Annotated in this window: 10 protein-coding genes and 6 rRNA genes; 4 read left to right on the top strand and 12 right to left on the bottom strand. The window is 58.7% G+C overall.

Annotation, left to right across the window (positions count from 1 at the left end; all coding sequences use genetic code 11):
• Positions 1-143: 143 nt before the first annotated feature.
• From ABD884_RS22590 to lysS, 4 genes are all read right to left on the bottom strand, one after another.
• A complete protein-coding gene (locus ABD884_RS22590) occupies positions 144-2,636 on the bottom strand; it encodes an ATP-dependent Clp protease ATP-binding subunit (protein WP_345052276.1) in 2,493 nt (830 codons plus the stop codon).
• 373 nt (positions 2,637-3,009) lie between these two features.
• Positions 3,010-3,336 carry a histone-like nucleoid-structuring protein Lsr2 gene (locus tag ABD884_RS22595; protein WP_028267996.1) on the bottom strand — a complete coding sequence of 109 codons (327 nt, stop codon included), beginning with the start codon at positions 3,334-3,336 and terminating at the stop codon, positions 3,010-3,012.
• A gap of 151 nt (positions 3,337-3,487) precedes the next feature.
• Complete coding sequence (locus ABD884_RS22600) at positions 3,488-3,664, bottom strand: hypothetical protein (protein ID WP_197023346.1); 177 nt, start codon at positions 3,662-3,664, stop codon at positions 3,488-3,490.
• A gap of 2 nt (positions 3,665-3,666) precedes the next feature.
• Positions 3,667-5,196, bottom strand: a complete 1,530-nt coding sequence (lysS, locus tag ABD884_RS22605; protein WP_345052287.1) for a lysine--tRNA ligase — start codon at positions 5,194-5,196, stop codon at positions 3,667-3,669.
• Between the two features lie 100 nt (positions 5,197-5,296).
• On the opposite strand from lysS, the gene ABD884_RS22610 reads away from it, so the two are divergent.
• Genes ABD884_RS22610 through ABD884_RS22620 form a run of 3 tightly spaced genes read left to right on the top strand, consistent with a single transcriptional unit; the run spans position 5,297 to position 7,914 of the window.
• Positions 5,297-6,190, top strand: a complete 894-nt coding sequence (locus tag ABD884_RS22610) for an alpha/beta fold hydrolase (protein ID WP_345052291.1) — start codon at positions 5,297-5,299, stop codon at positions 6,188-6,190.
• Positions 6,191-6,194: 4 nt separating this feature from the next.
• A complete protein-coding gene (locus tag ABD884_RS22615; RefSeq protein ID WP_345052297.1) occupies positions 6,195-7,049 on the top strand; it encodes an alpha/beta fold hydrolase in 855 nt (284 codons plus the stop codon).
• Positions 7,050-7,080: 31 nt separating this feature from the next.
• A complete protein-coding gene (locus tag ABD884_RS22620; protein WP_345052303.1) occupies positions 7,081-7,914 on the top strand; it encodes an alpha/beta fold hydrolase in 834 nt (277 codons plus the stop codon).
• A 209-nt stretch (positions 7,915-8,123) separates the two neighbouring features.
• On the opposite strand, the gene rrf (ABD884_RS22625) is transcribed toward ABD884_RS22620, so the two are convergent.
• From rrf (ABD884_RS22625) to ABD884_RS22640, 4 genes are all read right to left on the bottom strand, one after another.
• Positions 8,124-8,240, bottom strand: a 5S ribosomal RNA gene (gene rrf, locus ABD884_RS22625).
• Positions 8,241-8,386: 146 nt separating this feature from the next.
• Positions 8,387-11,524 (bottom strand): 23S ribosomal RNA (locus ABD884_RS22630).
• Positions 11,525-12,068: 544 nt separating this feature from the next.
• A 16S ribosomal RNA gene (locus ABD884_RS22635) occupies positions 12,069-13,593 on the bottom strand.
• The 16S, 23S and 5S rRNA genes sit together here, the layout of an rRNA operon.
• Positions 13,594-14,171: 578 nt before the next feature.
• Complete coding sequence (locus ABD884_RS22640) at positions 14,172-14,438, bottom strand: hypothetical protein (protein WP_345052305.1); 267 nt, start codon at positions 14,436-14,438, stop codon at positions 14,172-14,174.
• 390 nt (positions 14,439-14,828) lie between these two features.
• On the opposite strand from ABD884_RS22640, the gene ABD884_RS22645 reads away from it, so the two are divergent.
• On the top strand, positions 14,829-15,056 hold the full coding sequence (locus ABD884_RS22645) for a hypothetical protein (protein WP_345052308.1): 228 nt from the start codon (positions 14,829-14,831) through the stop codon (positions 15,054-15,056).
• Between the two features lie 27 nt (positions 15,057-15,083).
• Here the strand turns inward: ABD884_RS22645 and ABD884_RS22650 are convergent, their stop codons facing one another.
• From ABD884_RS22650 to ABD884_RS22665, 4 genes are all read right to left on the bottom strand, one after another.
• On the bottom strand, positions 15,084-15,338 hold the full coding sequence (locus ABD884_RS22650) for a hypothetical protein (protein ID WP_345052311.1): 255 nt from the start codon (positions 15,336-15,338) through the stop codon (positions 15,084-15,086).
• Between the two features lie 646 nt (positions 15,339-15,984).
• Positions 15,985-16,101: ribosomal RNA gene (rrf, locus tag ABD884_RS22655) — 5S ribosomal RNA — on the bottom strand.
• A gap of 146 nt (positions 16,102-16,247) precedes the next feature.
• Positions 16,248-19,385 (bottom strand): 23S ribosomal RNA (locus ABD884_RS22660).
• A gap of 544 nt (positions 19,386-19,929) precedes the next feature.
• Positions 19,930-21,454 (bottom strand): 16S ribosomal RNA (locus ABD884_RS22665).
• Positions 21,455-21,735 lie beyond the last annotated feature (281 nt).

The raw sequence follows: 21,735 nt of genomic DNA on the forward strand, positions 1-21,735 counted from the left end.
CGATTCAACACGTAATGTGGGACAGATCACAGAAGGTTCACTATGAGTGAAACAGTTATTTCAGACCTGGGCCTTTAAGCGCCAGGAACGCAAAAACCCCGTCCGCTCCTTTTCGGGAGGGGACGGGGCTCTTGGTTCGAAACTTACGCGCTCGGAGCGATCTCCGGGATGCGAGGCTTGGCGTTGCCCGCGAAGGTGAACTTCGCTTCATCGCCTTCGCCGTCCACGTCGACCACCACGATGTCGCCCGGGTGGAGCTCGCCGAAGAGGATCTTCTCGGAGAGCTGGTCCTCGATCTCGCGCTGGATGGTGCGGCGCAGCGGCCGGGCACCCATGGCGGGATCGTAGCCGCGGGTCGCCAAGAGAACCTTGGCGGCCGTGGTGAGCTCGATGCCCATGTCCTTGTCCTTGAGGCGGCCCTCGAGGCGCGTGACGAACAGGTCCACGATCTCGATGATCTCGTCCTGCGTGAGCTGCGGGAACACCACGACGTCGTCAACGCGGTTGAGGAACTCGGGGCGGAAGTGCTGCTTGAGCTCTTCGGTGACCCGCGCACGCATCCGGTTGTACCCGGTGGTGGTGTCCGTGCCGGACTGGAAGCCCGTTGCCACGCTCTTGGAGATATCGCGGGTGCCCAGGTTGGTGGTCATGATGATCACCGTGTTCTTGAAGTCCACCACGCGGCCCTGGGAGTCGGTCAGGCGGCCGTCTTCCAGGATCTGCAGCAGCGAGTTGAAGAGATCGGCGTGGGCCTTCTCCACTTCGTCGAACAGCACCACGGAGAACGGACGACGGCGGACCTTCTCGGTCAGCTGGCCACCCTCTTCGTAGCCAACGTAGCCCGGAGGTGCACCGAAGAGACGCGAAACCGTGTGCTTCTCGGAGTACTCGGACATGTCCAGCGTGATGAGGGCGTCCTCGTCACCGAACAGGAATTCGGCCAGCGCCTTGGCGAGCTCGGTCTTGCCGACACCGGTGGGTCCGGCGAAGATGAACGAGCCACCCGGCCGCTTGGGATCCTTCAGGCCTGCACGTGTACGACGGATCGCCTGGGAGAGGGCACGGATGGCCTCGTCCTGACCGACAACCCGCTTGTGCAGTTCGTCTTCCATCTTCAGCAGACGGCTGGATTCTTCCTCAGTGAGCTTGAAGACCGGGATACCGGTTGAATTTGCCAACACCTCGGCGATCAGTTCTTCGTCCACCTCGGAGATATCGTCCATACCGCCGGACTTCCAGTTGCGTTCCTTCTCGGCACGCTCGGCAATGAGCTTCTGCTCCTTGTCGCGCAGCGAGGCAGCACCCTCGAAGTCCTGGGCGTCGATGGCCGATTCCTTCTCCATCTTGACCTCGGCGATGCGCTCATCCATGGCTTTGAGCTCCGGCGGAGCCGTCATGCGGCGAATGCGCAGGCGTGCACCGGCCTCGTCGATCAGGTCGATCGCCTTGTCCGGCAGGAAGCGGTCCGAGATGTAGCGCTCGGCGAGCGTTGCCGCAGAAGCAAGGGCGCCGTCGGTGATGGTCACACGGTGGTGTGCTTCGTAGCGGTCACGCAGGCCCTTGAGGATCTCAATCGCGTGCGCGACGGAGGGCTCCTTGACCTGGATCGGCTGGAAGCGGCGCTCCAGAGCGGCATCCTTCTCGATGTGCTTGCGGTACTCGTCCAGGGTGGTGGCACCGATGGTCTGGAGTTCACCACGCGCCAGCATCGGCTTGAGGATCGATGCGGCATCGATGGCACCCTCAGCAGCACCGGCACCGACCAGGGTGTGGATCTCGTCGATGAAGAGGATGATGTCCCCGCGGGTGCGGATTTCCTTCAGGACCTTCTTCAGCCGCTCTTCGAAATCACCACGGTAGCGGGACCCGGCCACGAGGGAACCGAGGTCAAGCGTGTAGAGCTGCTTGTCCTTGATGGTCTCCGGGACGTCACCGCGGACAATCGCCTGGGCGAGGCCTTCGACGACGGCGGTCTTGCCGACGCCGGGCTCACCGATCAGCACCGGGTTGTTCTTGGTGCGGCGGGAAAGGACCTGCATGACGCGTTCCATTTCCTGCTCGCGGCCGATCACGGGATCGAGCTTGTTTTCGCGTGCAGCCTGGGTCAGGTTGCGGCCAAACTGGTCCAGCACCACCGAACCAGCGGGCGTGCCTTCCTGCTGGCCAGGTCCCGAACCGGAGCCCGCAGCTTCCTTGCCCTGGTAGCCGGAGAGCAGCTGGATGACCTGCTGGCGGACGCGGTTGAGGTCGGCGCCAAGCTTGACGAGGACCTGCGCGGCAACGCCTTCGCCCTCGCGGATGAGGCCAAGCAGGATGTGCTCGGTACCGATGTAGTTGTGGCCGAGCTGCAAGGCCTCCCGGAGCGAAAGCTCAAGCACTTTCTTGGCGCGCGGGGTAAAGGGGATGTGACCGGACGGGGCTTGCTGGCCCTGGCCGATGATCTCCTGCACTTGCTCGCGGACTCCATCGAGCGAAATGCCCAGGGACTCAAGCGCCTTGGCGGCAACGCCTTCACCCTCATGGATCAGACCCAAGAGGATGTGCTCGGTACCGATGTAGTTATGGTTGAGCATGCGTGCCTCTTCTTGGGCAAGCACAACAACGCGACGGGCACGGTCCGTAAATCTCTCAAACATTTCGCCACACTCCTAGCTACGACGTACTTTGATGCTACGTGGCAACGCAGGAATTTTGGGGCGTGTTCGCCACAGGGGAAACATGCCGTGGCAGGGAATAAGTTGACACACGCCATCAACGAACTTCAGGACACCCGTGGAGGCTGCATCCAGGGGCTTGGCCAAGCAAGCGGAGTCGCGCCGCCACCCCCGTGAGCCGGCCGACCGCCGTCGCTCTTCCCAGCAGACGTCGTGTCGACATACTGAATATCCACGTCCGGCTCCAAGCCCCGCCGGATAGTGCCGCGATACTGCCAGCTCCACGAGCGAGCTGCGAAACTGATGCGGAAATGACAATACCCCGGCCCTCGGGCCGGGGTATTGATACTAGGTGTCAGGAATTGGCCTTCTGGTAGGCTTCCTGAATTTCAGCCTGAATACGGCCACGGCTGTTTACGGTATAACCGTTCTCGCGGGCCCATTGACGGATCTGTGCGGAGTCCTGATTTCTCCCCGCGGCAACACGACTACGCGTTGCGCGACCGGTGGAGGTCTTGCGTGCCTTGGCTACAAAGGGCCCAAGGGCGTCCCGCAGCTTGGCCGCGTTAGCACTGGACAGATCCATTTCGTAACTGACTCCATCGAGCCCGAAGCGGATAGTTTCATCCGCGGCGCCCTCGTCCAGGTCGTCAACGAGGATAATTTTGACTTTCTGTGCCATGAATGGACTCTCTTTTGGAGGTGTCGGATATGCAGAATAGCTGGACTGCTAATTAATGATTATCGTCCAGGTCATGGCACCTCGTCAAAGAGAACGTCAAAGAGGTCGCCTAAGGCGCTATTAAATCTTGTGGAGCAGCCCCAAGAAAGGGCTAATTGGCAGGTGTTGAACCGTCGCCAGTCGGCTTCGAAATTCCGAATCCGGCTTCTTCCTGCGCGCGGGCTTCTGCTTGGCGCTCTGATTTGTCTGCGTTGAAGATAGCCTTCATGGCAAACCAAAAGAGCAGCCCGACCACGACGGACGGTGCAAGAACGGCAATGTATTCCATGGTCAGTGACCTTCGGGCTTGAGGAGTGGGAACAAGATGGTTTCCCGGATGCCTACTCCGGTGAACAGCATGACCAAGCGGTCGATGCCGAGGCCGATGCCGCCCATGGGCGGAGCACCGTACTCAAGGGCTCGCAGGAAGTCCTCATCCAGCTGCATGGCTTCGACGTCGCCTGCGGCTGAACGGCGCGACTGCTCCGTGAGGCGTTCGCGCTGGATGACGGGGTCGATCAGCTCGGAGAATGCCGTGCCCCGTTCCATACCGCCGATGATGAGGTCCCACGCCTCGATCAGCCGGCCGTCCTCCCGATGCGGGCGCGCAAGGGGCTGCGCAGAAGGCGGGTAGTTGTAGACGAAGGTGGGGTTGAGCAGTGTGGGCTCGACGATCTCGCCGAATAATTCGACCACAACCTTTTCGACGTCCCAGTTCGGATCCACTTTGACCTCGTGCCTGGCGGCAATCGCCTGCAACTCCACCACCGAGGTGTCGGGGGTAATCTCCTCGCCGATCGCCGCGGAGAGTCCCGGGTAGACGGCAACCCAAGCCCATTCGCCGTCGAGGTCGATTTCTCCGGCGTCGGTCCGGATGGTGCGGGTGCCCACGACGTCCGCGACGTTCAGGATGATTTCCTTCATGCGCTCGGCCATGACGAACTGGTCTGCCCACGCCTCGTAGCACTCCAAGGTGGTGAATTCGGGGCTGTGCGTGGAGTCGACGCCTTCGTTGCGGAAGACGCGGCCCATGTCGTAGACGCGGTCGATTCCACCCACCACGGCGCGCTTGAGGAAAAGCTCGGTGGCGATGCGCAGCGTCATCTTCTGGTCGAAAGCATTCATGTGCGTCTCGAAAGGACGGGCCGTCGCGCCACCGTGGACGAGCTGCAAGATGGGGGTCTCCACCTCCACATAACCGCGCCGATCCAAAGTGTCGCGAATCGAGCGGATGATCGCAGCGCGGGTGTAGACCATTTCCCGGGCCTCATCGCGGACCATCAGGTCAACATAGCGTTGCCTGACGCGGGTTTCCTCGTTCAATTCCGCATGCAGCACCGGCAGCGGCCGCAGCGCCTTGGACGCCATGGACCAGGAGTCAGCCATCACCGACAGCTCGCCCCGCCGGGAGGAAATAACCTCGCCCTTGATGAAAACGTGGTCTCCCAGGTCCACCAGCGCTTTCCAGTCCGCGAGCATTTCCTCGCCCACGTTTGCCAAGCTGAGCATGGCCTGAAGCCGCACGCCCTTCCCGTCAACCCCGCCTTCCTGGAGGGTGGCGAAGCAAAGCTTTCCGGTATTACGCACAAAAACGACGCGGCCAGTGATGCCAACGGTGTCGCCGGTGGTTTCGTCTGCTTGGAGGTGGCCGTACTTTTCGCGGATCTCAGCGAGGGAATGAGTCCGCTCAACACCCACCGGGTAGGCCTCTGTGCCGCGCTCGATGAGCTTGCTGCGCTTTTCCATGCGGATGCGCATCTGTTCGCTGGCGTCGGCAGGCTCTGCGGAGGTATGCGGGGAAGGGGTGTTTGCGGAAGTCACAATTCCTAAGTTTACCGGGGATTCCCTAGAGTTCCCTATCCACCTCCTGAGAGTTCCCCAGTCCTCCCTTTCTGCGTTCACGGCAACATAGACTCGGGCTGTGGAGACATGGACAGTTGAAACGGGCGACGACGGCGGCCACCTTGAGGTGCATTCGTTCCGACCGGCGGCGGCGGCGTCCATTCCCGGCGCTCAAAGCGCAGCGGAGGGCCCCGGCGTCGTACTTGTTCATGGCACCTTGGTGACCGATTCGCTTTACTGGCCCTTCGCGAGGAACCTCAGCGTCCTGCTTGGCCGGCCTGTGCATTCCTACAACCGACGCGGCCGTGGCCGCTCGGCACCGCAACCGCCTGACTACTCCGCCGCGACGGAGACCAGCGATTTGCTTTCCGTCATGGAGGCGAGCGGATCCACAGATGTTGTTGGGCACAGCTACGGCGGATTCGTGGCGCTCCAGGCAGCCTTGCGCGCACCCATTTCACGCCTCGTCACGTACGACGCCGCTGTTTCCCTCTCCGGCAACTTGAACGGGCGCTGGCGACCGCAACTGGAAGCAGCCGTCACGGCCGGCCAACTCGACCATGGGTGGGCGCATTTGGTCCAGGGGCTAGGCACGGCCGGCCCGATTTCGTATTTGCCGCTCAGGGCCTTGCGGGTGATCAGCATCCTCTCCGCCAAGACGAGGTTAGGATCCGAGATGAGGGAGCTGCTGCCGACGGCGGTACTGGAGATGCGGGCGATCATCGACACCGACTCGCATATTCAAGACTTTGCGGAGTTGAAAACACCAACCCTGATGCTCAGCGGAGGGTGGAGTCCGGCGTACTTTGCCGAAATCGCCGGGCAGCTCGCGGATGCCGTTCCAGTGGTGGATTTCGCGGTAGTCCCCTTGCAATTCCACGAAGGTCCCCTCAGGCCGGGGAAGCAGCTCGCGGTCAGAATTGCCCGCTACCTAGCCAGAGGGAGGGGCGACGACAGCCCCGCCCTAGGATGAAACGGTGAGAGAACGTGAGGTCCCAACGCCCGACGGCGGCAAACTCGCCTTATACAGTTACGGCTCGGTGGATGCCCCCGGAGAGCGCCGGGTGGTGCTCATTGGCGGCGCGTTCCTGACCGCACTCATCTACCGGCCTTTTTCCATGGCGCTGTCCAAGGGACTCGGCGAGGACTGGGCGGTCGACGTCTACGATCGCAGGGGTCGGGGCAGCTCATCGGAACTACCCGCAAACTATTCCATGGCCACGGAAATCTCGGACGTCCGCAGCATCATGGACGCAACAGGAGCCAGAAACCTCCTCGGCCACAGCCTAGGCGGGTCCGTGGCGCTGAACGCTGTCCAGGAGTTTGCGGGAACCAGCTACGAGCCGGACAAGCTTGCTGTCTACGACGCCGCCGTGAATATCGACGGGAGCGTGGACACCGGCTGGCTGGACGGCTTTGCCCAATCTGTGGATAGCGGGAAGGTGGGGCGCGCCATCGCCAGGATGAAGCGGGGAATGCAACCCGGGACGGCCTTGGCCCGCATACCGGAGCCCATCTTGGCAGGGCTCATGGCCGTCGTTTCCCACACCAAGGTCAATAAGATGCTCAGGGAACTCATGCCAACGGGCGTAGCCGAGCTCAAAGCCGCCTACAACGAGGCCGCACGCCCCCGGGACTTCTCCGTGCTTCCCCGAAGCACGCGGTTCATGGTGGGTAGCAAGAGCCCGGAGTACTACAAGGTCATCGCCGAGAGACTGTACGCAGCGGTCCCAGGAAGCACGATCGTGGTGTCGCCGAAAGGCTTCCACGGGTCCATACCAGCTGCGGTCAAGGAACTCGTGACGGACATTTCCAGCTATTTCAGGAACTGACGGAACCCTGCGGCTCCGTTAGGCTCGAAGCATGACGCGCGAGAACATCACAACGGCCGACGGCGGAACCCTCGAGCTCTTCACGACGGGCGGTGAACGGGCCGCTGCCGGCTCCGGCGTCATCGTCGTGCCGGCCTCGATGGTGACCGCAGCAGACTACTCCAAGTTCGCCCAGAAACTCAGTGCTGCCCTTGGCCGACCCGTGCACACATTCAACCGCCGTGGCCGTGGCGAATCGTCACCACAACCCGAGGACTACACCCTGGACGTCGACATCCGGGATCTTTCCGAAGTCATGAAGCACACGGCCAGCACCGACGTCTTCGGCCACAGTTTCGGAGGCGCAGTGGCACTTCACGCGGCGCGCACGCTGCCCGTGGAACGCCTGGCGGTCTACGACCCCGCCGTCTCCGTCAACCACAGCGTGAAAGCCGATTGGACGAGCGAATACGAGCGCGCGACGGCGGCCGGAGACTTTGACCGCGGGCTCGCTGTTCTCGTGAAGGGCGTCGAAACGGAAGGCGCCTTCGCAAGGATGCCGCTGTCCATGCTGACGCTCGTCAACAAGCTAACGGCCGGGACCCCCATGGGCAAACAGATGCGCGAACTCATGCAGGCCGGTGTCCGGGAGATCAAGGCAGTCATCGCCGCTGACATGCCCGCAGAACCCTTCCTCGAACTCCCGCTCGAGACGCTCATTGTGGTGGGGGAAAAGAGCCCGGCCTACTTCGGAGTGGCCTGTGGCCAGATCCACGACGTCCTCTCCGGCTCGAGCTACACCATCCTGCCCGGCCACGGCCACGACGGAGTGATCAGGGCACCGGACAAACTCATCGCCGAGCTCTCGGACTTCTTCTCGGGCTAGACGCCCGCTCACGTATGCCGGGTTCTGTCCGGGCGCCCGCTCACGTATGCCGGGTTCTGTCCGGACGCCCGCTCACGTATGCCGGGTTCTGTCCGGACGCCCGCTCACGTATGCCGGGTTCTGTCCGGGCGCCCGCTCACTTGTGTATGGTTGGTTGGTTAAATGGTTCAGGCCCCGACATCGTGGTCGGGGCCTGAACGTTAATGGTTGTCCGGCGGTGTCCTACTCTCCCACACCCTCCCGGGTGCAGTACCATCGGCGCTGTGGGTCTTAGCTTCCGGGTTCGGAATGGGACCGGGCGTTTCCCCCACGCTATGACCGCCGTAACCCTGTTACCCGTCCCCCCGTGTTGGCGGGGGGTGGGAAGACTGTGGTTACAACATGGTGGTGTTGTTATTCAGTTGTTTGGTTCCTGGAGCAACGGGTTTTGTTGTTCGGGAACCACATAGTGGACGCAAGCAGTAATGGTTGTGTGGTGTAAGTTATCGGCCTATTAGTACCGGTCAGCTTCAACAGTCTTTAGTCCTGTCTTCCACATCCGGCCTATCAACCCAGTGGTCTGGCTGGGGGCCTCTCACACACGAGGTGTTTGGAAATCTCATCTTGAAGCGAGCTTCCCGCTTAGATGCTTTCAGCGGTTATCCCATCCGAACGTAGCTAATCAGCGGTGCACTTGGCAGTACAACTGACACACCAGAGGTTCGTCCGTCCCGGTCCTCTCGTACTAAGGACAGCCCTTCTCAAATTTCCTGCGCGCGCAGCGGATAGGGACCGAACTGTCTCACGACGTTCTAAACCCAGCTCGCGTACCGCTTTAATGGGCGAACAGCCCAACCCTTGGGACCTACTCCAGCCCCAGGATGCGACGAGCCGACATCGAGGTGCCAAACCATGCCGTCGATATGGACTCTTGGGCAAGATCAGCCTGTTATCCCCGAGGTACCTTTTATCCGTTGAGCGACGGCCATTCCACAATGTACCGCCGGATCACTAGTCCCGACTTTCGTCCCTGCTTGAGATGTCTCTCTCACAGTCAAGCTCCCTTGTGCACTTACACTCGACACCTGATTGCCAACCAGGCTGAGGGAACCTTTGGGCGCCTCCGTTACTTTTTAGGAGGCAACCGCCCCAGTTAAACTACCCATCAGGCACTGTCCCTGACCCGGATCACGGGCCGAAGTTAGATGTCCAAAGTGACCAGAGTGGTATTTCAACGATGACTCCACCCGAACTGGCGTCCGGGCTTCAACGTCTCCCACCTATCCTACACAAGCCACTCCGAACACCAATACCAAACTATAGTAAAGGTCTCGGGGTCTTTCCGTCCTGCTGCGCGTAACGAGCATCTTTACTCGTACTGCAATTTCGCCGAGTTTATGGTTGAGACAGCGGGGAAGTCGTTACTCCATTCGTGCAGGTCGGAACTTACCCGACAAGGAATTTCGCTACCTTAGGATGGTTATAGTTACCACCGCCGTTTACTGGGGCTTAAATTCTCAGCTTCGCCTTGCGGCTAACCGGTCCTCTTAACCTTCCAGCACCGGGCAGGAGTCAGTCCGTATACATCGTCTTGCGACTTCGCACGGACCTGTGTTTTTAGTAAACAGTCGCTTCCCCCTGGTCTCTGCGGCCCCGATCCCCTCCCACCAGCAAGTGGTGTTCAAGGTAGGGGCCCCCCTTCTCCCGAAGTTACGGGGGCATTTTGCCGAGTTCCTTAACCATAATTCTCTCGATCGCCTTGGTATTCTCTACCTGATCACCTGTGTCGGTTTGGGGTACGGGCGACTAGAACCTCGCGTCGATGCTTTTCTAGGCAGCATAGGATCACCGGATCCCCCCGAACGGGGGTCCCATCAGATCTCAGGAACGTCATCAAAGACACAGCGACGGATTTGCCTATCGCTGACCCTACATCCTTAGACCGGGGCAACCATCGCCCGGCCCGGCTACCTTCCTGCGTCACACCTGTTAATACGCTTACCTCCCGGGATCAGATCCCGCGCTCGGCCAAAACCCGCACACCACAAGGGTGATAGGGCAGGCTCCGGGCGGTTAGTATCCCCCGCTTGGCATGGGCGGTCCTTCGCCGGTACGGGAATATCAACCCGTTGTCCATCGACTACGCCTGTCGGCCTCGCCTTAGGTCCCGACTTACCCAGGGCAGATTAGCTTGACCCTGGAACCCTTGATCATTCGGCGGACGGGTTTCTCACCCGTCTTTCGCTACTCATGCCTGCATTCTCACTCGTGTAGGCTCCACCGCTGGTTTACACCGCGACTTCACCGCCCACACGACGCTCCCCTACCACTCCAGACGACTGAACCACGAAGGCTTGTCTACTATCTGAAATCCACAACTTCGGCGGTGTACTTGAGCCCCGCTACATTGTCGGCGCGGAATCACTTGACCAGTGAGCTATTACGCACTCTTTCAAGGATGGCTGCTTCTAAGCCAACCTCCTGGTTGTCTTCGCAACTCCACATCCTTTCCCACTTAGCACACGCTTAGGGGCCTTAGTTGGTGGTCTGGGCTGTTTCCCTCTCGACTATGAAGCTTATCCCCCACAGTCTCACTGCTGCGCTCTCACTTACCGGCATTCGGAGTTTGGCTGACGTCAGTAACCTTGTAGGGCCCATCGGCCATCCAGTAGCTCTACCTCCGGCAAGAAACACGCAACGCTGCACCTAAATGCATTTCGGGGAGAACCAGCTATCACGGAGTTTGATTGGCCTTTCACCCCTACCCACAGCTCATCCCCTCCATTTTCAACTGAAGTGGGTTCGGTCCTCCACGACGTCTTACCGTCGCTTCAACCTGGCCATGGGTAGATCACTCCGCTTCGGGTCTAGATCACGCCACTAACTCGCCCTATTCAGACTCGCTTTCGCTACGGCTACCCCACACGGGTTAACCTCGCGACGTAACACTAACTCGCAGGCTCATTCTTCAAAAGGCACGCCGTCACAACTACAAGGCTGCTCCGACGGATTGTAAGCACACGGTTTCAGGTACTGTTTCACTCCCCTCCCGGGGTACTTTTCACCTTTCCCTCACGGTACTGGTCCGCTATCGGTCATTAGGAAGTATTTAGGCTTATCAGGTGGTCCTGACAGATTCACACGGGATTTCTCGGGCCCCGTGCTACTTGGGATCCTCTCCAGGCGGTACACAACATTACGGTTACGGGGCTAACACCCTCTCCGGCCGGCCTTTCAAGACCGTTCACCTATGCCTGCACCCACACCCCACCGGTCCGGCAGAACCAGTACGGAAAGTCCCACAACCCCGCCCATGCAACGCCCGCCGGCTATCACACATGGAACGGTTTGGCCTCATCCGCGTTCGCTCGCCACTACTAACGGAATCACTCTTGTTTTCTCTTCCTGCGGGTACTGAGATGTTTCACTTCCCCGCGTTCCCTCCACACACCCTATGTGTTCAGATGCGGGTCACCAGATCACGCCTAAACGCCCCTGGCGGGGTTTCCCCATTCGGACATCCTGGGATCACAGTCCGGTTATCGACTCCCCCAGGCTTATCGCAGATTCCTACGTCCTTCTTCGGCTCCTAATGCCAAGGCATCCACCGTGTGCCCTTAAAAACTTGACCACACAAAGATCAAAAACTCTCGAAAGAACCAAACCACCAAAATGGCCGGGTTCATAAAAAAGAAATTGCTGTAAGACACGGACCAAACCCGAAAGCCCGCCCGTGCCTAGATGCTCGCGTCCACTATGTAGTTCTCAAACAACAACCCCGTACCACACACCCCGCACCAGCCCCCACCCCCACAAAAAACACCAGGAACAGGAAACCACACGCACGAACCATGCAGCCAGGAAACCAGAAACAAACAAACCCGGAACAAACCACGCAACCCTCACAGGCCACGCAACCCCTCCCGACCCTGTTGCCTCAGGACCCAACAGTGTGCCAAACACGAACACCAACACCCTCCCCGCACCCTTCCAGACCACCCCCCGCAAAACGAGAGACAACCGTACTAAGCACAGAAAAAACACCGGCCGCTATCTGCTGAAATTCCACCCATGAGCACCCACCGCAGAACGAACGCCTGCGCAATGGGCTTTGCTTCCACACACCCCCGAACCATCCATGCAGACAGCACAGGGGCAATAATGGTGCTCCTTAGAAAGGAGGTGATCCAGCCGCACCTTCCGGTACGGCTACCTTGTTACGACTTAGTCCCAATCGCCGGTCCCACCTTCGACAGCTCCCTCCCACAAGGGGTTAGGCCACCGGCTTCGGGTGTTACCAACTTTCGTGACTTGACGGGCGGTGTGTACAAGGCCCGGGAACGTATTCACCGCAGCGTTGCTGATCTGCGATTACTAGCGACTCCGACTTCATGGGGTCGAGTTGCAGACCCCAATCCGAACTGAGACCGGCTTTTTGGGATTAGCTCCACCTCACAGTATCGCAACCCTTTGTACCGGCCATTGTAGCATGCGTGAAGCCCAAGACATAAGGGGCATGATGATTTGACGTCGTCCCCACCTTCCTCCGAGTTGACCCCGGCAGTCTCCTATGAGTCCCCGCCATCACGCGCTGGCAACATAGAACGAGGGTTGCGCTCGTTGCGGGACTTAACCCAACATCTCACGACACGAGCTGACGACAACCATGCACCACCTGTGAACCAGCCTCAAGAGGGGAACGCATCTCTGCGCTTTACTAGTCCATGTCAAGCCTTGGTAAGGTTCTTCGCGTTGCATCGAATTAATCCGCATGCTCCGCCGCTTGTGCGGGCCCCCGTCAATTCCTTTGAGTTTTAGCCTTGCGGCCGTACTCCCCAGGCGGGGCACTTAATGCGTTAGCTACGGCGCGGAAAACGTGGAATGTCCCCCACACCTAGTGCCCAACGTTTACGGCATGGACTACCAGGGTATCTAATCCTGTTCGCTCCCCATGCTTTCGCTCCTCAGCGTCAGTTAATGCCCAGAGACCTGCCTTCGCCATCGGTGTTCCTCCTGATATCTGCGCATTTCACCGCTACACCAGGAATTCCAGTCTCCCCTACATCACTCTAGTCTGCCCGTACCCACTGCAGAACCGGAGTTGAGCCCCGGTCTTTCACAGCAGACGCGACAAACCGCCTACGAGCTCTTTACGCCCAATAATTCCGGATAACGCTTGCGCCCTACGTATTACCGCGGCTGCTGGCACGTAGTTAGCCGGCGCTTCTTCTGCAGGTACCGTCACTTTCGCTTCTTCCCTACTGAAAGAGGTTTACAACCCGAAGGCCGTCATCCCTCACGCGGCGTCGCTGCATCAGGCTTTCGCCCATTGTGCAATATTCCCCACTGCTGCCTCCCGTAGGAGTCTGGGCCGTGTCTCAGTCCCAGTGTGGCCGGTCACCCTCTCAGGCCGGCTACCCGTCGTCGCCTTGGTAGGCCATTACCCCACCAACAAGCTGATAGGCCGCGAGTCCATCCAAAACCGCAAAAGCTTTCCACCACCACCACATGCGTGGAATGGTCGTATCCGGTATTAGACCCAGTTTCCCAGGCTTATCCCAGAGTCAAGGGCAGGTTACTCACGTGTTACTCACCCGTTCGCCACTAATCCCCCCAGCAAGCTGAGGATCATCGTTCGACTTGCATGTGTTAAGCACGCCGCCAGCGTTCATCCTGAGCCAGGATCAAACTCTCCGTTGAAGTAAAACAAAAACAGACACAACCACCACCACCGGAAATAACGGCGACAGGGCTGCACAAAATTTGAAACCAGCCGTAAAAACCAGCCCCACACCACAAAAAGTGACACAAGACCAGCCAAAACAACCAATTCAATAAAAAATCGGTATCAACAAACTTGGCACACTATTGAGTTCTCAAACAACAGACACACCCGACACCACCCAAACCACACGGTCCAAGATCGCTCCGGAGCAACTTCCCAAAGTTACCCGAATCATCATCAACTTGCAAATTGGCATTTCTACCAGTTGCACAGGATCATCATTCGAATTCCTCCGAATTGTGGCGCACAAAGCGCAAGCTGTTTAGGCTCAATTCGAAGGGGTTGTCCACCCGTGGTTCCCAGCTCTAGGCTGTCTCCCTCGCGGCGACTTAGAAGACATTACACGCCTTCTTCGGGCTGCGCAAATCGGGCCCCCACACCAAAGCATTTACCGATCTGGTTTGGCCCGGCACGCCGGGGAGTGCCTGATGGTGAGGACCTGATCGTGCGCGGAACCATGGATCCCATGGAGCCTGAAGTGGGTCAGCAACAGTTAGCGCAGCAGCTCCCGGCCGGGCCAAGAGCAGGGCATTGAGCTCGTCGCCCCGGACGGGCTGTTGAACCGGCTGACGAAAGGTTCTGGCGACCGCTCTGGAAGCGGCAGCCAGACGAAGGAAATCGCGGCCCTCTTCGCCGACGTGTCCGGCGCAAGAGCCTCAAAGGCACCTTCCCGGGGATCACTGAGAATGTCGTCGGCGAGATGACCGGATGGCAGAACCGACTGCTGGGCCGGGGACGGCGGCCAAGGGACCAAATTCATGCTCTCGAGCCTGACTGAGATCAAGAATCAGGGCGTCGAGGACATGGCATCACCGTCTGTGACTGGCGCAAAGACCTACCGGAGACGCCCAACACGGTCTGGGACGTGGAGTCCTCCGCCAAATGGGGCCAGCGGCACCTCGAGATCACCCGGCTCTGAGAGAACGCCTGAAGCAGGTTCATGCCGTTCCTGGTGACAATGTCAATCTCATTTGAGCCCGCTTTGGTGCGAAATCGCAGTTTGGTCCGGACCCACGTTCAAGCAAGTCTAGGGATTGATCACGGCTTGATTTGAGTCGTCTGGTCGCGCGTGCGTTCGTCACAATCCAGGCGGCCTATCCTGCCCGGTCTTTCCCGGCGGCAACAGGGAACTCCTGGTCTGAGGAAAAGGATGAAGAAGCCTGCTCCTGCGCTGCTCACGGAGCTTTCGAGCGCGGTTCAGGGTCCCCGGCTCAGAAACGAAATGCACGGTACCTTCGAAGGCATTGCATTGCCACTGCGCAGATACGGGCGCGCATGGTTCCCACAGCCCAGCAAATGCCGCCCGTGGAGGCAGCGTAGCCTCTGGTTGCGAACCATCCTGGCCAGCACGACTTGCCTGACCAGCCTGCGGCGGTGATGGCTGGCCCGGTATTGACGGTCGAAGTCAGGGTGAAGTTTCCGGGCTTGGGCCGTCTGCTTCTTCTGGCTCGCAACGACGGGCGGGCTCCCCTTCGGGCCGGCCCGTGACGACTTCGAAGATTTTGCCTCTAACTCTCGCGACGAACAGGTTAACTTCGTGCTGCGTGAGGGCAGCGGCAAGCCCGCCCCACCGCCTGCTCCAACCGAACCGACATGGGAGATGAGGAAGCTGGAGAACTCCTGGCTGGACGTCAACGTCTTCAGCCTGCCGGCGAACCATGCCGGTCGGTGTTCTTTGCGATAGCGACCGAAACAGGCACCCCTTGAGCGTCGCTGGCTTTCGCTAAGCCGAGCGTGCCGTCACTTCTTCTCCACAGCGGCCGGACCGGCGGCTTAGCGGCCGCGAGACTTGCCGAACCGGCCTTCGGGAAACATGACTCCCGGGCAAACGTGCGGATCGGGCTCCTTTGACGCCCGCGTCACGACGGATCCTTGCAAATAGCTCCACTCTCAACTCCATCACTGCCCACCATCGTTGGACGAACAATCCCGATGAAATCAACGCTGGAGTGGGCTTGAGTTCAAACTGCGATTCAACGACCGGCGAGGCGCCAAGTTGGCTCGACTCAAGCTGCAGAAGTGGGCTCCGTTCAAACTGCCGCAATCGCAACCAAACACCAACCGCGGATCCACCGTTAAACGGACACTCCTCCGGGAGAATCCGCGCATACGTGGGGGAGGGTTGGGGTGAAGCGCCTGATATGTGATGGAGGGTTGGGGTTCTGGCTGGTTGCCCGGTCGCGTGTGTGGGGGTTCCGGGGATTGTTCGGGGCGCCCGCGGGCTGGTGGCCCGTGGGTGGCCCGTGGTTGGTTGGTTAAATGGTTCAGGCCCCGACATCGTGGTCGGGGCCTGAACGTTAATGGTTGTCCGGCGGTGTCCTACTCTCCCACACCCTCCCGGGTGCAGTACCATCGGCGCTGTGGGTCTTAGCTTCCGGGTTCGGAATGGGACCGGGCGTTTCCCCCACGCTATGACCGCCGTAACCCTGTTACCCGTCCCCCCGTGTTGGCGGGGGGTGGGAAGACTGTGGTTACAACATGGTGGTGTTGTTATTCAGTTGTTTGGTTCCTGGAGCAACGGGTTTTGTTGTTCGGGAACCACATAGTGGACGCAAGCAGTAATGGTTGTGTGGTGTAAGTTATCGGCCTATTAGTACCGGTCAGCTTCAACAGTCTTTAGTCCTGTCTTCCACATCCGGCCTATCAACCCAGTGGTCTGGCTGGGGGCCTCTCACACACGAGGTGTTTGGAAATCTCATCTTGAAGCGAGCTTCCCGCTTAGATGCTTTCAGCGGTTATCCCATCCGAACGTAGCTAATCAGCGGTGCACTTGGCAGTACAACTGACACACCAGAGGTTCGTCCGTCCCGGTCCTCTCGTACTAAGGACAGCCCTTCTCAAATTTCCTGCGCGCGCAGCGGATAGGGACCGAACTGTCTCACGACGTTCTAAACCCAGCTCGCGTACCGCTTTAATGGGCGAACAGCCCAACCCTTGGGACCTACTCCAGCCCCAGGATGCGACGAGCCGACATCGAGGTGCCAAACCATGCCGTCGATATGGACTCTTGGGCAAGATCAGCCTGTTATCCCCGAGGTACCTTTTATCCGTTGAGCGACGGCCATTCCACAATGTACCGCCGGATCACTAGTCCCGACTTTCGTCCCTGCTTGAGATGTCTCTCTCACAGTCAAGCTCCCTTGTGCACTTACACTCGACACCTGATTGCCAACCAGGCTGAGGGAACCTTTGGGCGCCTCCGTTACTTTTTAGGAGGCAACCGCCCCAGTTAAACTACCCATCAGGCACTGTCCCTGACCCGGATCACGGGCCGAAGTTAGATGTCCAAAGTGACCAGAGTGGTATTTCAACGATGACTCCACCCGAACTGGCGTCCGGGCTTCAACGTCTCCCACCTATCCTACACAAGCCACTCCGAACACCAATACCAAACTATAGTAAAGGTCTCGGGGTCTTTCCGTCCTGCTGCGCGTAACGAGCATCTTTACTCGTACTGCAATTTCGCCGAGTTTATGGTTGAGACAGCGGGGAAGTCGTTACTCCATTCGTGCAGGTCGGAACTTACCCGACAAGGAATTTCGCTACCTTAGGATGGTTATAGTTACCACCGCCGTTTACTGGGGCTTAAATTCTCAGCTTCGCCTTGCGGCTAACCGGTCCTCTTAACCTTCCAGCACCGGGCAGGAGTCAGTCCGTATACATCGTCTTGCGACTTCGCACGGACCTGTGTTTTTAGTAAACAGTCGCTTCCCCCTGGTCTCTGCGGCCCCGATCCCCTCCCACCAGCAAGTGGTGTTCAAGGTAGGGGCCCCCCTTCTCCCGAAGTTACGGGGGCATTTTGCCGAGTTCCTTAACCATAATTCTCTCGATCGCCTTGGTATTCTCTACCTGATCACCTGTGTCGGTTTGGGGTACGGGCGACTAGAACCTCGCGTCGATGCTTTTCTAGGCAGCATAGGATCACCGGATCCCCCCGAACGGGGGTCCCATCAGATCTCAGGAACGTCATCAAAGACACAGCGACGGATTTGCCTATCGCTGACCCTACATCCTTAGACCGGGGCAACCATCGCCCGGCCCGGCTACCTTCCTGCGTCACACCTGTTAATACGCTTACCTCCCGGGATCAGATCCCGCGCTCGGCCAAAACCCGCACACCACAAGGGTGATAGGGCAGGCTCCGGGCGGTTAGTATCCCCCGCTTGGCATGGGCGGTCCTTCGCCGGTACGGGAATATCAACCCGTTGTCCATCGACTACGCCTGTCGGCCTCGCCTTAGGTCCCGACTTACCCAGGGCAGATTAGCTTGACCCTGGAACCCTTGATCATTCGGCGGACGGGTTTCTCACCCGTCTTTCGCTACTCATGCCTGCATTCTCACTCGTGTAGGCTCCACCGCTGGTTTACACCGCGACTTCACCGCCCACACGACGCTCCCCTACCACTCCAGACGACTGAACCACGAAGGCTTGTCTACTATCTGAAATCCACAACTTCGGCGGTGTACTTGAGCCCCGCTACATTGTCGGCGCGGAATCACTTGACCAGTGAGCTATTACGCACTCTTTCAAGGATGGCTGCTTCTAAGCCAACCTCCTGGTTGTCTTCGCAACTCCACATCCTTTCCCACTTAGCACACGCTTAGGGGCCTTAGTTGGTGGTCTGGGCTGTTTCCCTCTCGACTATGAAGCTTATCCCCCACAGTCTCACTGCTGCGCTCTCACTTACCGGCATTCGGAGTTTGGCTGACGTCAGTAACCTTGTAGGGCCCATCGGCCATCCAGTAGCTCTACCTCCGGCAAGAAACACGCAACGCTGCACCTAAATGCATTTCGGGGAGAACCAGCTATCACGGAGTTTGATTGGCCTTTCACCCCTACCCACAGCTCATCCCCTCCATTTTCAACTGAAGTGGGTTCGGTCCTCCACGACGTCTTACCGTCGCTTCAACCTGGCCATGGGTAGATCACTCCGCTTCGGGTCTAGATCACGCCACTAACTCGCCCTATTCAGACTCGCTTTCGCTACGGCTACCCCACACGGGTTAACCTCGCGACGTAACACTAACTCGCAGGCTCATTCTTCAAAAGGCACGCCGTCACAACTACAAGGCTGCTCCGACGGATTGTAAGCACACGGTTTCAGGTACTGTTTCACTCCCCTCCCGGGGTACTTTTCACCTTTCCCTCACGGTACTGGTCCGCTATCGGTCATTAGGAAGTATTTAGGCTTATCAGGTGGTCCTGACAGATTCACACGGGATTTCTCGGGCCCCGTGCTACTTGGGATCCTCTCCAGGCGGTACACAACATTACGGTTACGGGGCTAACACCCTCTCCGGCCGGCCTTTCAAGACCGTTCACCTATGCCTGCACCCACACCCCACCGGTCCGGCAGAACCAGTACGGAAAGTCCCACAACCCCGCCCATGCAACGCCCGCCGGCTATCACACATGGAACGGTTTGGCCTCATCCGCGTTCGCTCGCCACTACTAACGGAATCACTCTTGTTTTCTCTTCCTGCGGGTACTGAGATGTTTCACTTCCCCGCGTTCCCTCCACACACCCTATGTGTTCAGATGCGGGTCACCAGATCACGCCTAAACGCCCCTGGCGGGGTTTCCCCATTCGGACATCCTGGGATCACAGTCCGGTTATCGACTCCCCCAGGCTTATCGCAGATTCCTACGTCCTTCTTCGGCTCCTAATGCCAAGGCATCCACCGTGTGCCCTTAAAAACTTGACCACACAAAGATCAAAAACTCTCGAAAGAACCAAACCACCAAAATGGCCGGGTTCATAAAAAAGAAATTGCTGTAAGACACGGACCAAACCCGAAAGCCCGCCCGTGCCTAGATGCTCGCGTCCACTATGTAGTTCTCAAACAACAACCCCGTACCACACACCCCGCACCAGCCCCCACCCCCACAAAAAACACCAGGAACAGGAAACCACACGCACGAACCATGCAGCCAGGAAACCAGAAACAAACAAACCCGGAACAAACCACGCAACCCTCACAGGCCACGCAACCCCTCCCGACCCTGTTGCCTCAGGACCCAACAGTGTGCCAAACACGAACACCAACACCCTCCCCGCACCCTTCCAGACCACCCCCCGCAAAACGAGAGACAACCGTACTAAGCACAGAAAAAACACCGGCCGCTATCTGCTGAAATTCCACCCATGAGCACCCACCGCAGAACGAACGCCTGCGCAATGGGCTTTGCTTCCACACACCCCCGAACCATCCATGCAGACAGCACAGGGGCAATAATGGTGCTCCTTAGAAAGGAGGTGATCCAGCCGCACCTTCCGGTACGGCTACCTTGTTACGACTTAGTCCCAATCGCCGGTCCCACCTTCGACAGCTCCCTCCCACAAGGGGTTAGGCCACCGGCTTCGGGTGTTACCAACTTTCGTGACTTGACGGGCGGTGTGTACAAGGCCCGGGAACGTATTCACCGCAGCGTTGCTGATCTGCGATTACTAGCGACTCCGACTTCATGGGGTCGAGTTGCAGACCCCAATCCGAACTGAGACCGGCTTTTTGGGATTAGCTCCACCTCACAGTATCGCAACCCTTTGTACCGGCCATTGTAGCATGCGTGAAGCCCAAGACATAAGGGGCATGATGATTTGACGTCGTCCCCACCTTCCTCCGAGTTGACCCCGGCAGTCTCCTATGAGTCCCCGCCATCACGCGCTGGCAACATAGAACGAGGGTTGCGCTCGTTGCGGGACTTAACCCAACATCTCACGACACGAGCTGACGACAACCATGCACCACCTGTGAACCAGCCTCAAGAGGGGAACGCATCTCTGCGCTTTACTAGTCCATGTCAAGCCTTGGTAAGGTTCTTCGCGTTGCATCGAATTAATCCGCATGCTCCGCCGCTTGTGCGGGCCCCCGTCAATTCCTTTGAGTTTTAGCCTTGCGGCCGTACTCCCCAGGCGGGGCACTTAATGCGTTAGCTACGGCGCGGAAAACGTGGAATGTCCCCCACACCTAGTGCCCAACGTTTACGGCATGGACTACCAGGGTATCTAATCCTGTTCGCTCCCCATGCTTTCGCTCCTCAGCGTCAGTTAATGCCCAGAGACCTGCCTTCGCCATCGGTGTTCCTCCTGATATCTGCGCATTTCACCGCTACACCAGGAATTCCAGTCTCCCCTACATCACTCTAGTCTGCCCGTACCCACTGCAGAACCGGAGTTGAGCCCCGGTCTTTCACAGCAGACGCGACAAACCGCCTACGAGCTCTTTACGCCCAATAATTCCGGATAACGCTTGCGCCCTACGTATTACCGCGGCTGCTGGCACGTAGTTAGCCGGCGCTTCTTCTGCAGGTACCGTCACTTTCGCTTCTTCCCTACTGAAAGAGGTTTACAACCCGAAGGCCGTCATCCCTCACGCGGCGTCGCTGCATCAGGCTTTCGCCCATTGTGCAATATTCCCCACTGCTGCCTCCCGTAGGAGTCTGGGCCGTGTCTCAGTCCCAGTGTGGCCGGTCACCCTCTCAGGCCGGCTACCCGTCGTCGCCTTGGTAGGCCATTACCCCACCAACAAGCTGATAGGCCGCGAGTCCATCCAAAACCGCAAAAGCTTTCCACCAACACACCATGCGGCGATCGGTCATATCCGGTATTAGACCCAGTTTCCCAGGCTTATCCCAGAGTCAAGGGCAGGTTACTCACGTGTTACTCACCCGTTCGCCACTAATCCCCCCAGCAAGCTGAGGATCATCGTTCGACTTGCATGTGTTAAGCACGCCGCCAGCGTTCATCCTGAGCCAGGATCAAACTCTCCGTTGAAGTAAAACAAAAACAGACACAACCACCACCACCGGAAATAACGGCGACAGGGCTGCACAAAATTTGAAACCAGCCGTAAAAACCAGCCCCACACCACAAAAAGTGACACAAGACCAGCCAAAACAACCAATTCAATAAAAAATCGGTATCAACAAACTTGGCACACTATTGAGTTCTCAAACAACAGACACACCCGACACCACCCAAACCACACGGTCCAAGATCGCTCCGGAGCAACTTCCCAAACTTACCAGACCCGCCAGCCCCGCGCAACTCCCGAA

This window comes from Arthrobacter methylotrophus (genome assembly GCF_039539965.1).
Classification (GTDB): Bacteria; Actinomycetota; Actinomycetes; order Actinomycetales; family Micrococcaceae; genus Arthrobacter; species Arthrobacter methylotrophus.

Excerpts from the sequence above, each read along its gene's own strand:
- ABD884_RS22645 (WP_345052308.1), top strand. The coding sequence starts at position 14,829 with ATGAAGAAGCCTGCTCCTGCGCTGCTCACGGAGCTTTCGAGCGCGGTT.
- ABD884_RS22595 (WP_028267996.1), bottom strand. The coding sequence starts at position 3,336 with ATGGCACAGAAAGTCAAAATTATCCTCGTTGACGACCTGGACGAGGGC.
- ABD884_RS22640 (WP_345052305.1), bottom strand. The coding sequence starts at position 14,438 with ATGAATTTGGTCCCTTGGCCGCCGTCCCCGGCCCAGCAGTCGGTTCTG.
- ABD884_RS22650 (WP_345052311.1), bottom strand. The coding sequence starts at position 15,338 with ATGGTTCGCCGGCAGGCTGAAGACGTTGACGTCCAGCCAGGAGTTCTC.
- ABD884_RS22600 (WP_197023346.1), bottom strand. The coding sequence starts at position 3,664 with ATGGAATACATTGCCGTTCTTGCACCGTCCGTCGTGGTCGGGCTGCTC.
- ABD884_RS22590 (WP_345052276.1), bottom strand. The coding sequence starts at position 2,636 with ATGTTTGAGAGATTTACGGACCGTGCCCGTCGCGTTGTTGTGCTTGCC.
- ABD884_RS22620 (WP_345052303.1), top strand. The coding sequence starts at position 7,081 with ATGACGCGCGAGAACATCACAACGGCCGACGGCGGAACCCTCGAGCTC.